At 74.2% G+C, this 12,516-nt stretch carries 9 protein-coding genes; 8 read left to right on the top strand and 1 reads right to left on the bottom strand.

Annotated elements, in window-relative coordinates:
- Positions 1 to 15: 15 nt before the first annotated feature.
- Positions 16 to 693 carry an NADPH-dependent F420 reductase gene (locus ACFV88_RS08155; protein WP_385487290.1) on the bottom strand — a complete coding sequence of 226 codons (678 nt, stop codon included), beginning with the start codon at positions 691 to 693 and terminating at the stop codon, positions 16 to 18.
- A gap of 88 nt (positions 694 to 781) precedes the next feature.
- Between ACFV88_RS08155 and ACFV88_RS08150 the strand changes: the two genes are divergently transcribed.
- The 8 genes from ACFV88_RS08150 to ACFV88_RS08115 all read left to right on the top strand — a co-directional run bounded on the left by ACFV88_RS08150 (position 782) and on the right by ACFV88_RS08115 (position 12,409).
- The gene (locus ACFV88_RS08150; RefSeq protein ID WP_385487288.1) at positions 782 to 1,171 is read left to right on the top strand and encodes a winged helix-turn-helix transcriptional regulator; all 390 of its coding nucleotides are present in this window, start codon (positions 782 to 784) and stop codon (positions 1,169 to 1,171) included.
- A gap of 201 nt (positions 1,172 to 1,372) precedes the next feature.
- Complete coding sequence (locus ACFV88_RS08145; RefSeq protein ID WP_385487286.1) at positions 1,373 to 2,944, top strand: hypothetical protein; 1,572 nt, start codon at positions 1,373 to 1,375, stop codon at positions 2,942 to 2,944.
- A gap of 14 nt (positions 2,945 to 2,958) precedes the next feature.
- Positions 2,959 to 3,924, top strand: coding sequence for a glutamate ABC transporter substrate-binding protein (locus ACFV88_RS08140; RefSeq protein WP_385487284.1), 966 nt, complete (start codon positions 2,959 to 2,961; stop codon positions 3,922 to 3,924).
- A 65-nt stretch (positions 3,925 to 3,989) separates the two neighbouring features.
- Positions 3,990 to 5,315, top strand: a complete 1,326-nt coding sequence (locus tag ACFV88_RS08135; protein WP_385487282.1) for a hypothetical protein — start codon at positions 3,990 to 3,992, stop codon at positions 5,313 to 5,315.
- Positions 5,312 to 8,035, top strand: a complete 2,724-nt coding sequence (locus tag ACFV88_RS08130; RefSeq protein ID WP_385487280.1) for a tetratricopeptide repeat protein — start codon at positions 5,312 to 5,314, stop codon at positions 8,033 to 8,035. Before ACFV88_RS08135 ends, ACFV88_RS08130 begins: the two co-directional genes overlap by 4 nt.
- Positions 8,036 to 8,038: 3 nt before the next feature.
- Complete coding sequence (locus ACFV88_RS08125; protein WP_385487278.1) at positions 8,039 to 9,493, top strand: PP2C family serine/threonine-protein phosphatase; 1,455 nt, start codon at positions 8,039 to 8,041, stop codon at positions 9,491 to 9,493.
- A gap of 178 nt (positions 9,494 to 9,671) precedes the next feature.
- Positions 9,672 to 11,015 carry a VWA domain-containing protein gene (locus tag ACFV88_RS08120; protein ID WP_385487276.1) on the top strand — a complete coding sequence of 448 codons (1,344 nt, stop codon included), beginning with the start codon at positions 9,672 to 9,674 and terminating at the stop codon, positions 11,013 to 11,015.
- A 101-nt stretch (positions 11,016 to 11,116) separates the two neighbouring features.
- Positions 11,117 to 12,409, top strand: coding sequence for an FHA domain-containing protein (locus ACFV88_RS08115; protein WP_385487274.1), 1,293 nt, complete (start codon positions 11,117 to 11,119; stop codon positions 12,407 to 12,409).
- Positions 12,410 to 12,516 lie beyond the last annotated feature (107 nt).

The following is a 12,516-nucleotide window of genomic DNA, read 5'->3' as shown; positions in this document are numbered from 1 at the left end:
GGGCGCGGCGGGCCCTCAGCCGGCCGGTGCAGGCGCCCCCTCCACACGCGCCGGTCCGGTCGCGTAGGCCAGCGGCGGCGCCACGGCCTGGGCGTCCGCCCCCTCGCCGACCCACAGCGAGATGAACAGCGCGGCGGTCGCCTCCAGGAGCCCCGCCCGGTCGAGCCCGCCGCCGGCCACCGGGTCACAGCCCACGTCCTGCACCAGCGTGTAGGCGCGGGCCAGGGCCTGTGGGTCGTCCCCGCAGACCGGAACCGCCAGCGGACGGCCGTCGAAGACGGGGGGCCGCATGCGCCACACGTCCTCGTGGCAGAGGTTGAACGCCTTGACCACCCGGGCTTCCGGCGCCGCCGCGGCCAACTGCTGCGCGGCCGAGGGCCCTTGTTCGGTCAGCAATCGGAAGCCGGGCCCGACCGGATTGGAGCAGTCGAGCAGCACCCTGCCGGCCAGGACCCCGCGCAGTTCCCGTACCACCTCGGCTCCCGCGCCGAACGGCAGCGCCACCAGGACCACCTCCCCGAACCCGGCCGCCGCATCGAGCCCGGTGGGGTGCGCGGCGGGGCCGATGCGCTCCGCGAGCCGCTGCGCCCGGTGCGGGTCCCGACCGCCCACGGCCACCTCGTGCCCGGCCCGCACCCAGTGGGTGGCGAGCGCGTCCGCCATGTTGCCCGTGCCCAGTACGCCGATCCTCATCACGCGTTCCCCTCCGCATCCCGCCCCGCGGTGCCCGCTCCGGCCGTTCACCACGAAGCTAGGCGGCCCGTCGGGCACCATGTGGTACGTGACGACCGACGCCTTCCTCGCCGACTGCCGCGCTCGCCTTGCCTTCGACCTGCTGTCCCACACCTGGAACGCCGTGGTGCTCTGGGCGCTGCGGGACGGCCCCCGGCGCCCGGTCGAACTGCGGCAGGACATCGGGAGCATCAGCTCCAAGGTCCTCACTGAGACCCTGCGGCGCCTCCAGTTCAACGGGTTGGTGACGCGGCACGCGCTGCCGGGGGCGCCGCCGCGGGTCGAGTACCGGCTGACCGACCTGGGCCGGACCCTGTTGGCCCCCATCGACGCCTTCGGGGCCTGGGCCTTCGAACACGGCGACGAGGTGATGGCCGCGCAGGAGGCCGCGGAGGCCGTCACGCCGCCGGACCGGCCCCGGCCCCGTACCGACGGGTAGGGGTTCGCCGGAGCCCACAGGACCACTCGATCGTGTGTACGGAGCGTGCGAGAGGGAACCGAACACCCTCGGAGGGCGTATTCACCAATGGGGGGCACAAGATCCCGGCAATGCCCGTGCGCGAGGGGGAGCCTACGGTGATACTGGCCGCACCGAACGGGCAGCGCAGGGGGATGGACGGATGACCACGGGGGAGGCCGCATGACGCATCCGTCGCACCGCGGCACACAAGCACCGACCGGAGCCGTGCCCACCGGCCGCCCGTCCACCAGACCGACACCGGGCGGGTCCGGAGCGCCGGCCGGCGTGCCCGGACAGCCCTCCGTACCCGCACAGCCGCACCCCGCGCACGTCTCCCCGGCGTCCCCGGCACCCCCGGCACCCCCGGCTGCGGTGTCGCCCCGCCGGTCCGCCTGGGCGGAAGGCACGGACCGGCTCCGCGCGGCGGCGACCACCGAGCCGGGCCGGCTGCGCATCATCGGCGCCGTCCTCGCCCTGCTGGTCGTCGGGTTCGGCGCGGTGGCCTCCTGGCAGGTGACGGACCGCGCCACCGCGGCCGACGACGTCCTGCACCGCAGCCAGCCCCTCGCTTCGGAAGCCGCAGCGGTCTACCGCTCGCTGGCCGACGCCAACACCGCCGCGTCCAGCGGCTTCCTGGCGGGCGGCCAGGAGCCCGCCCAGGTGATCGAACGGTACCGGCGGGACATCGACACCGCTTCCGAGAAGCTCGCCGCGGCGTCCGCCGGAGCGGAACCGGGCTCCGCGTCCGCCGCCGCCATCGCCGACCTGAACCAACTCCTGCCGCGGTACACGGGCCTGGTGGAGCGCGCCCGTGCCAACAACCGGCAGGGCCTGCCGCTGGGCGGCGCCTACCTGCGGTACGCGAACGACACCATGCAGACCGAGATGCTGCCGGCCGCGGAGAAGCTCTACACGAGCGAGAACGCCCGGCTGCGCGCCGACTACGACGGCGCCACGCCCTACCCGTGGGTGGCCATCGGCGTGGGCACGCTCGTCCTGGCCGCCCTCGCCTGGGCCCAGCGCCGCAACTACCTGCGCACCAACCGGGTGTTCAACCACGGACTGCTCGCCGCGACCGCCGCCTCGACGGTCGTCCTGCTGTGGCTGGTCATAGGGCACTCGGTGGCCCGCTCCGGGCTGAACGACTCGTACGAACACGGGGTGCGCTCGCTCAACGCCCTCAACGACGCCCGCCTCGCGTCCCTGAAGGCCCGCGGCAACGAGAACCTGACCCTGGTGAGCCGCGGCGCCGAGACGGTCACGGTGAAGGACGTCCCGGTCGACAAGTACGACGCCGCGTACAACGAGCAGATGGGCCTGCTCGCGGGCACCGAGGGGCGTCCCGGTCTGCTGGCGGCGGCCCTGGACCTCGCCGACGACGCGGACGGCAGGACCCCCGTCTCGGACGCCACCGACGCCATGAAGGTCTGGCAGGAGCGGCACGGAGTGGCCCGTGACCGGGACAACGCGGGCGACTACCAGGGCGCCCTGGACAAGATCATCGGTACGGAGAAGGACAAACCGACGGGCCGGTGCGTCGCTACGGAGGACCGGCCGACCGGGGAGTGCTTCGACGCGGTCGACGCGGCCCTGGAGAAGGCGCTCGCACATGAGCAGGGCGAGTTCAAGAAGGCCGTCGGGCACGCACCGAGCAGCATGAACGCCCTGGCCCTGGGCGCCGCGGCGCTCGCGCTGCTGGCCGCCGCGTTCGCCCTGCTCGGCATCGGGCGCAGGCTTTCGGAGTACCGGTGAGAGGGGACGCGACGATGAGTACGCGACGCGTGAGCCTGCGGGGTTGGGGCGGGGTCGCCGCGATGGCGGTCGCCTGCGTCCTCACGGCCCTCTTCGTCCTGTTGCCGGTGGCCCACAGCAGCGGGGACGAGGCCCCGCTGGGCGGGCCGGGGGTGGCCGACGGCCTCCAGACCGCGGCCGATGACTGCACCCCGGAGGCGTCCAGCCTGCGCGCGAGTGCCGAAACGGGGCCCGCGGTCGCCGCGATCCGCAAGCGCGGACGCCTGGTGATCGGCGTGGACCAGAACAGCTACCGCTGGGGCTACCGCGACCCGAACAAGGACGGCGGCAGCCTGGAGGGCTTCGACATCGACCTGGCGAAGGCGATCGCCCGGGAGATCCTGCCGGGCGGCCCGGTCCAGTTCCGGGCGATCCCCACCAACCAACGGATACCCGCACTCAAGAGCGGGCAGGTGGACATGATCGTGCGGACCATGACGATCAACTGCGAACGCTTGGAACAGGTCGACTTCTCCACCGCCTACTTCACGACGGGCCAGCAGGTCCTCGCCCCCCGCGACTCGACCATCACCGGCTACAACCGCACCCTGGCGAACAAGCGGGTGTGCTCGGCCAAGGGCTCCACGGCCGAGACCGCGCTGAAGGCGAAGAGCTACGGCGCGGACGTCTCGACCACGGTGCCCAACCAGCTCGACTGCCTGGTCCGGCTGCAACTCGGCGAGGTGGACGCGGTGGTCACGGACAGCGCGTTGGCGGCCGGGCAGGCCGCCCAGGACCCGACGGTGCAGCTGAAGGGCAAACCGTTCACGACGGAGTACTACGGCATCGCGATGAAGAAGGGCTCGGACGACCTGGTGCGCCGGGTCAACCAGGTCCTCGTGGAGTACCGCGCCCAGGAGTGGCAGGAGTCCTACGACAAGTGGCTCGCCGACGACCTGGGCCCCGACGTGGAGCCGCCGGCCCCGCAGTACCGCGACTGAGACGACGCACGACGGCAGGTCCGATCCGGCCCACCGGGGCACGACCGAGAACAGTGAGGTGATCGATGGGCAGCACGGGACCCGCTGGTCCGGTGATGGACCGGGACGAGGTGGACCGTGCGCTGGCGCGGCTCGGCGCGGAGCACGAGGCCATCGAGACGTCGCTCCTCGCGCTCCAGGACCACGCGGGCCGCAGGCTGCTCGAAGGCGCCGAACTGACCGGCACCACCCGTGAACGGTGGGCCCGGACGGACGCCTCGATCTCCGTGCTGTGGGCCTACTTCGAACGCTACGCGCAGGTGTTGCGCTCGGCCCGGGAGCTGCGGGCCCGCCGGCGCTGGTCCAGCCAGGAGGACCTGGCGCGGCTGACGGAGCTGCTGCGCGGGCCCAGCGTGACGGTCCCCGGCCCCGAGGGCGCCGAGACGGGAGCCGCACCGGTGCTCACCGGCCCGGCCCGGCTCAGCCGCCAGTTCACCCTGGAGGAACTGGTCTCCGTCATGAACGACCTGTACGCGAGTTCGCTGGACCTGGTGGTCTCGGCGGACGCGGTGTGGTCGGCGCTGCCCGCACGGATCGACCTGCTGGCGGCCGAACTCCAGCGCACCCGGGGGCTCGCCCACTCCGTGGGGGTGCGCCCCGGCGAACACCCGTCGGGGGACGACCTGGAGCGCATCACCCGCGCCCTGACCCTGTTGCGGGAACAGGTGGTGTCCGATCCGCTGGCGTTCTGGAGCCCCGCGCGGGGCAGTTCGGCCCCGGGCGGCGGACGCCCCGACACCGGACGCTACGACCGTCAGGCCCGGGCCCTGGAGGAGGTGCGACGGGAGATCGACGCGGTCCTCACCGTCCGCCAGGACGCCGAGGCCCGGCTGCTGCGGCTGCGCGACGTGCTGTCCCGCGCGGACCGCACGCTGGCGGAGGCCCGCTCGGCGCGCGGGGAGGTACTGGCCAAGATCGCGGCCTCGGAGGTCCCCGCGGTCTCGGGACCGCCGACCGCGCTCCAGGAGCAGTTGGCGGCGGCCTCGGAGTACCGTCGACACGCCCAGTGGCACCGGCTGTCGCCGCTGCTGGAGGCGTTGGAGCAGCGTGCGGAGGACGAGTTGTTGCGGGCTCGGGAGTCGCTGACCGCGGTGACGGCGCCGCTCGCGGTCCGGGCGGAGCTGCGCGGTCGGCTCGACGCGTACAAGGCGAAGGTGGCCCGGCACGGCCTGGCGGAGGACCCGTTGCTGATCGAGCGGTACGACCTGGCGCGCCGGATGTTGTGGAGCGCGCCCTGTGATCTGCGGGCGGCCGAGTCGGCGGTACTGCGCTACCAGCGGGCCGCCGCCGAGGTACTGGTGCCGAGGGTGCCCGACCAGGGCGGCGCCGTGGACGGGAGGGGGAACCGATGACCGGGACGACGTGCCAACGGCCGGACTGCGAGGGCGCCTACGAGGACGTGGGCGGCGGCGAGCTGTACTGCGACACGTGCGGGCTGGCGCCGGTGGTCTCCGCGGGGAGCGGTCCGGGCTCCCCCGGCACGACGGGTGCGGCCGGGTCCGGTGCGGGTACGGCGGGGTCGGGCAGCGCGTCCGGGCTTTCGGGTTCCCCGGGGTCGGCGCGTTCCGGCCGCTCCGCGCGCTCCTCCTCGTCGCGCCGTTCCGTCTCCGGGCGCCTGTCGCGGGCCCGTTCGGTGTCGGGCCGGCTGACCGAGCGCTCGGTGTCGGTGAACACGTCCGGCCGTACCGGCGGGGCGCCGAGCCGGGGACGGCTCGGCGCGGGCCTGGTCGAGGTGCCGGGGGTGCCGCGCCCCGACCCGCAGGGCATGGTGCTGGAGGACCCGGAGGTGCCCGAGCGCAAGCGGTTCTGCTCGCGCTCGGACTGCGGGGCCCCGGTGGGCCGTTCCCGCGGTGAGCGACTGGGGCGCACGGAGGGCTTCTGCACCAAGTGCGGGCACCCGTACTCGTTCGTCCCCAAGCTGACCGGGGGCGACGTCGTGCACGGGCAGTACGAGGTGATGGGGTGCCTGGCGCACGGCGGGCTGGGCTGGATCTACCTGGCGATCGACCGTGCGGTGGCCGACCGCTGGGTGGTGCTCAAGGGCCTGTTGGACACGGGTGACCAGGACGCGATGGCGGCGGCGATCTCGGAGCGCAGGTTCCTCGCCGAGATCGAGCACGCGAACATCGTGCGGATCTACAACTTCGTGGAGCACCTCGACCAGCGCACGGGCTCCCTCGACGGCTACATAGTGATGGAGTACGTCGGCGGCAAGTCGCTCAAGGAGATCGCCAACGAGCGGCGCACCCCCACCGGGAAGCGGGATCCGCTGCCCGTGGAGCAGGCGTGCGCGTACGGCATCGAGGCGTTGGAGGCGCTCGGGCACCTGCACAGCAGGAACCTGCTGTACTGCGACTTCAAGGTCGACAACGCGATCCAGACCGAGGACGAGCTGAAGCTCATCGACATGGGCGCGGTGCGGCGCACCGACGACGAGGAGTCGGCGATCTTCGGCACCGTCGGCTACCAGGCGCCGGAGGTCGCGGAGGTCGGCCCGTCGGTGGCGTCGGACCTGTACACGGTGGCCCGGACGCTCGCGGTGCTCACCTTCGACTTCCAGGGCTACACCAATGTGTTCGTGGACTCGCTGCCCGATCCGGAGCACATCGAGGTCTTCCGGACCTACGAGTCGTTCTACCGGTTGTTGGTGCGGGCCACCGATCCCGATCCGGCCCGGCGGTTCGCTTCGGCGCAGGAGATGGCGGAGCAGCTGACGGGGGTGCTGCGGGAGGTCGTCGCGCTCCAGACGGGTCGTCCCAAGCCCGCGCTCTCCACGCTGTTCGGACCGGAGTTGAAGGTCGTCGACGCGGAGTTGTTCGACGCGGGTGACGACGGGGGGTCGGTGCTCGGCGCCCGCCCGGCGCGCAGCGCCCGTCGGGTGCTCGGCGGTCGGCGCGCGGGGGCCGGGGTGGACCCGGCCGCCGGACGTCCGGCGCTGCCGTCCGCGTCCGGTGCCGTCGCGGTGGACGGCCCGGGCGGCGGTCCCGCGGGAGGACCGGACAACGGGTCGGTCGGCGGGCCGGGCAGCGGGTCGGTCGGCGGGCCGGGTGGCACGTGGGCGCACACCCCGGCCGCTCTGACCGCCGGAGCGCCCGCCGCGGCGCTCACGGGCAGACTGGTGCGCCCCCTGGACGGCGTGTCGGCGGCCCTGGCGCTGCCGGTGCCCCATGTCGACCCGGACGACCCCAATGCCGGTTTCCTCGCCGGTCTGATGGCGTCCTCGGCCCCCACCGAGTTGATCTCCGCGCTGCACTCGGCGCCCGCCGACTCGCTGGAACTGCGGCTGCGGGAGCTACGGGCCAGGCTGGAGACGGGCGAAGCAGCGGCGGCGGCCCGCATCCTGGACGCCCTGGTGCGGGACCACGCCGAGGACTGGCGGGTGATCTGGTACCAGGGGGTCGGTTCGCTGGCGGCCGGCGACCACGAGACGGCGGCGCTGTCGTTCGACGCGATGTACGACGCGTTCCCCGGCGAGCCGGCGCCCAAGCTGGCGCTCGGGGTGTGCGCGGAGGTGCTGGGCCAACTCGACAACGCCACCGAGTACTACCGGCTGGTGTGGACGACCGACCCGAGCTACGTGTCGGCCGCGTTCGGGCTGGCCCGGGTGCGGCTCGCCGCCGGGGACCGGCCGGGCGCGGTACGGGTCCTGGAGTCGGTGCCGGAGTCCTCGATCCACTACACGGCGGCCCGGGTCGCGGCCGTCCGCGCCCGGCTGCGCAAGCGGCTCGCCGCGGGCCCGGACCAGCCGCTGCTGGACGATCTGACGGCCGCCGCGGGACAGGTGGAGGCACTGGACGCCTTCGGTCTCGACGCGGTCCGCAGGGAGCGGCTGTCGACCGAGGTGCTGGGGACCGCGCTGGACTGGGTACTCTCCGGTAGCCGGGGTCCTTCCGCCGTACCGGGCGGCTCCGGTGGCCGGACGGCGCTGCTCGGCAGTGAACTGGACGAGCGCGGGCTGCGGTTCGGCCTGGAGCGTTCGTACCGCACGCTGGCGCGGCTCGCGCGGGGCGGCGAAGAGAGGATCGAACTGGTGGAACGTGCAAACCGCTTCCGCCCCCGGACATGGGTGTGATTGATGTCGTCGCAGCAACCCCGGTCGGTCGCCGGTCCACGGTGCCCCAGGTGTGCGGAACCGCTGGAGCCGGGCGACCGGTTCTGTGGTGTGTGTGGTCATGATGTGTCGTCAGTGGGCGTCGGCGGGGGGCCCACCGGGCTGGACCACCCCACCATCGCCATGCAGAGCCCGGGACCCCCTGGTGCCCCGGCCCCGGGCGGCGCGGTCGCCGCGGTCGCTCCGGGTGCCCGGGTGCAGTGGCCCGAGGCGCCGGAGGTGAGCGGCGGCGCCCCCGCGCCGGTCCACCGGGCCGGCGACATCTCGGGGCGCACCTCGGGCGGCGGAGACCTCCCCTCGTACGGCGGGCGTTCGGCGTCGGACGGTCCCGAGTTCCGTACCGACGACCCCTACGCCCACCCCGACCCGGCCCCTGCGGGCAGCAGCGGCGACTATCCGCTGCCGGCCCCCGCTCCGGGCCCGGCGCCGGGCGCCGCCCCGTCGACCGCGTCGACCGCAGACCCCCGCGAGGGCGTCCCCGCGGCCGGTGACCCCGCGGGTCCTGCGGCCAAGCGGTGCGTGTTCTGCGGGGTGGGCCGGGTCGCCCAGGACGACTACTGCGAACACTGCGGCAAGGCCCAGCCCCGGGAACGCGACCACATGGAGACCGCGTTGGACGCGGTCGCCGCGGTCAGTGACCGCGGGCTGCGCCACCACCGCAACGAGGACGCGTACGCGATCTCCTCGGCCGCGCTGCCCGACGGCTCCCCCGCCGTCGTCGCGATCGTCTGCGACGGGGTGTCGTCGGCGAGCCGACCCGACGAGGCGTCACTCGCGGCGTCCCGCGCGGCGAACGAGTGCGTGCTCGACCTGTTGCCGCAGGGCGTCCATCCGCAGCAGGCGATGCACCAGGCGATCGTCGCGGCGTCGGAGGCGGTCAACGCCCTGGCCGGGGAGGGGGCGCCGACCGGCGACACCGCGCACCAGAACGCGCCCGCGTGCACCCTGGTCGGTGCGATCGTCGCGGGTGAACTGCTGGTCATCGGCTGGGTCGGTGACAGTCGCGCCTACTGGGTGCCGGTGGACAGGTCGGCCCCCGTGGCACGGCTCACCGAGGACGACTCCTGGGCGGCCCAGATGGTCGCCGCGGGTCTGATGAACGAGGCGGAGGCGTACGCCGACGAGCGCGCGCACGCGATCACCGGCTGGCTCGGCGCCGACTCCTACGAACTCGAACCGCACACCGTGTCGTTCAAGCCGGACCGGGCCGGAGTGGTGGTGGTGTGCACCGACGGCCTGTGGAACTACGCGGAGTCCGCGCAGAACATGGCCACGGTGCTGCCGGTGGACGCACACCGGCAGCCGCTGGAAGCGGCGCGGACCCTCGTGGGTCACGCCCTCGACGGCGGGGGCCACGACAACGTAACAGTGGCGCTAGTGCCGTTCCCCGCCCCCGAGCCGGGGGCAGGATCGGCCTGAGGCGGGCCGCCGACCGGGCCGGGGTGGGACCGGGGGCACCGGAGCAAACCGGGACGCACCGAGGCGGTGTACGGCAAGGGGTGGGTCCGCGGTGCGGGCCGGCCCGAACGTGGCGCCAGCGGGCGTCCACGACCAGTCACGCCCACGTGCCGTGGGACAGCGAGGGGGAGCGGAATCCATGGCCAATTTCTCGAAGTCGTCCATACCGCAGTTCTCGGTCGACGTGTACCAGAACGAGTTCCTGCCCGAGGGCGGGCGCGAGGTCAACGCGATCGTCACGGTCACCTCGACCGGTGGCGGCACGGTCGGCCCCGCGGTGTCCGCACCGCACCCGCACGGCACCGGGGGGAACCCGGAGGCCGCGGTGGTGATCATGGTCGACTGCTCGGGGTCGATGGACTATCCGGCGACCAAGATGCGCGGCGCCCGCGAGGCGACGGCCGCGGCCGTCGACGCGCTGCGGGACGGGGTGCGGTTCGCGGTCGTCGCCGGTACCCACGTCGCCCGGGAGGTGTACCCGAGGACCGGGGGGCTGGCGGTGGCGGACGAGCGCACCCGCGCCGACGCCCGGCAGGCGTTGCGGAGCCTGTCGGCCGGCGGCGGCACCGCCATCGGCACCTGGCTGCGGCTCGCCGACACCCTGCTCGCCACCGCCGAGGTCCCGATCCGGCACGGCATCCTGCTGACCGACGGGCGCAACGAGCACGAGTCGCCCGAGGCCCTGCGGGAGGCCCTGGACGCGTGCGCGGGCCGCTTCACCTGTGACGCGCGCGGGGTGGGCACCGACTGGGAGGTCAAGGAGGTCACCGGCATCGCCTCCGCCCTGCTCGGCACCGCCGACATCGTCGCCGACCCGGCCGGGCTCGCCGCCGACTTCACGCAGATGATGGAGTCGACGATGGGCAAGGAGGTCGCGGACGTGGCGCTGCGGCTGTGGACGCCGATGGGCGCCCGGGTCGCGTTCGTGAAGCAGGTCGCCCCGAACGTCGAGGAGTTGACGGAGCGTCGCACCGAGGCGGGGCCCCGGGCGGGTGACTACCCCACCGGCTCCTGGGGCGACGAGTCCCGGGACTACCACGTGTGCGTCGAGGTGGCGCCCGCGGGAATCGGGCAGGAGATGTTGGCGGCCCGGGTGTCGCTGGTCGTCCCGGAACCCGACGGGAGCGTGCGGCCCCTGTCTCAGGGGTTGGTGCGTGCGGTGTGGACGGACGACATGTCGGCGTCCACGTCCATCAACCCGCAGGTCGCCCACTACACCGGCCAGGAGGAACTCGCCCAAGTCATCCAACAAGGGTTGGATGCCCGTAAATCCGGCGATGTGGACGGAGCGACGGCCAAGTTGGGCCGCGCGGTCCAGCTCGCCAGCGCCTCCGGGAACGAGGACACCGCCAAGCTGCTGGCGAAGGTGGTGGACGTGGTCGATGCCGCTGCGGGTACTGTGCGACTGAAGGCGAAGGTCGCGGAGGCCGACGAGATGACTCTCGAAACCCGGTCCACCAAGACCGTCCGCGTCAAGAAGTAAGCAGGCGGTAACGGCCTCATCGCCGTAGCCCGCCGCGGCTCCCGGCCGCGGCGGACCGAGCTCCGGCCCCGTGCCGGAAGAGGAGAGGGGGAGGCGCCGACATGCCGACCTGTCCGAACGGACACCAGTCGGGTGCCGACGACTGGTGCGAGGTCTGCGGTCACCGCATGACCGGTGCCGTACCGCCGCCGCCACCGCCGCCCGCGGCCGGTTACGGTTTCCCACCGCCCGCGCCGGGCGCGCCGGGCGGCCCGCCGCCGCGCGCCGGTTCCGATCCCGTGCAGCCGGAGTACTGCCCGCAGTGCCACACCCCGCGGGAGGGCGGAGCGCCCTTCTGCGAGGAGTGCCGGTGGAACTTCATCACCAACAAGGCGACCTCGTACACGCCCCCGGCCCCGCGCCCCCCGGGCGGACTCGGCGGCCCGCCGCCCGGACGTTTCCCCGGCCCCGGCGGTCCCCCCGGCCCGAGCGGTCCCCCCGGACCCGCGGGAGCGCCGGGTCCGCACGGCCAGGCCCCCGGCCAACACGGTCAGGGACCGGGTCAGCACGGCCAGCACGGGCAAGGGCCTGGTCAGCACGGTCAGAGACCCGGTCCGCTCGGTCAGGGATCGGGACAGGACGCGTTCGGTTACCAGGGGTCACGTCCCTCGCAGGTGAACCGACCCGCCGAGCCGATCCCGTCCTTCGGCGGTGGGGCTCCCGGACCGGTGGGTCCACCGCCCCCGCCACCGGTGGGCCAGGTCCCCGGTGGACCCCCCGGCCCGGGAGCACCGAGCGCCTTCCAGCAGGGCGGCCCGCCCGCGCCGCCCGCCCACCCCGGCTTCCCGGACACCGGGCGCCAGGGCCCGCCGCCCCCGCCCGGCGGCGGTCAGGGCTTCGCCGGTGAAGGCCACGACGATTGGGTCATCTCGCCCCCCTCGGGGAGCAGCGGCCCCGGCGGCGAGCAGTTGCCGCGCACCCACGCGGGCCCCGGGGGCTTCCCGGCCTCGGACTCCTGGTCGGCCACGATCGGCCCGGACCGTGAGTACTTCCTGGCGATGATGCAGCGCTCCGGCCCCGAGGCCGTCGGGCTGAACCTCCCGGCGTACTCGCCCGAGCAGCACCGTCCGCTGATCGGCAACCAGATCACCATCGGTCGCCGCCGGCACTCCACGGGCGAGGTCCCGGACATCGACCTCTCGGTGCCGCCGGAGGACCCGGGCGTCTCGCACCAGCACGCGGTGCTGGTGCAGCAGCCGAGCGGGGCCTGGGCGATCGTCGACCAGAACTCCACCAACGGCACCACGGTCAACGGCTCCGACGAGCCGATCCAGCCGTTCGTTCCGGTGCCCCTCCAGGACGGGGACCGGGTGCACGTGGGCGCCTGGACGACGATCACCATCCACCGGGGCTGATCCCGTCGCGGGTGGGGCGGCGGGCCGCGGGACCCCCGCGGGCCCCGGCGGGGCGGCGGGGGGCCCCGGGCCCGCGGGCGGGGCGGCCCGCGCGGCCCCCCCCCCCC

Source organism: Streptomyces sp. NPDC059816 (assembly GCF_042732055.1).
GTDB lineage: Bacteria > Actinomycetota > Actinomycetes > Streptomycetales > Streptomycetaceae > Streptomyces.
This window is presented reverse-complemented; position numbering and strand designations above follow the sequence as displayed.